This is a genomic window from Neotamlana laminarinivorans (assembly GCF_020523925.1).
In the GTDB taxonomy this organism is placed as follows: Bacteria; Bacteroidota; Bacteroidia; order Flavobacteriales; family Flavobacteriaceae; genus Neotamlana; species Neotamlana laminarinivorans.
Window position 1 is genome coordinate 1 of sequence record NZ_JAJAPW010000107.1, and the last position, 277, is coordinate 277.

The 277-nt window shown below is 49.1% G+C and carries 1 protein-coding gene; it reads right to left on the reverse strand.

Annotated elements, in window-relative coordinates:
• Positions 1-242 (reverse strand): Ig-like domain-containing protein (locus LG649_RS16235; protein WP_226544844.1); only part of this gene is annotated, 242 nt, incomplete at its 3' end.
• Between the last annotated feature and the right edge of the window lie 35 nt (positions 243-277).

A 277-nucleotide genomic window follows, 5' to 3' on the forward strand; every position in this document is an offset into this window, starting at 1 on the left:
TCTTCATCTACACTTGCCGTATCGTCTACTGTTGTTGGTACATCATTTACCGAGTTCACTGTAATATCTACCACTGCTGTTTCACAATCGCCATCCGCATCGCAGATCTGATACGTGATTTGATCTGGACCATTGTAATCGCCTGTTGGGGTGTAATCTATCGTATCGTCCGTTGGGTCATTTGGTGTGCCCCCATCGTTTACCGTGGCGGTTCCATTGCTCGCGCCACTGGTGATAGTTATCGTGCCGGTGCTTGGACCATCGCCGCCAAAACTAT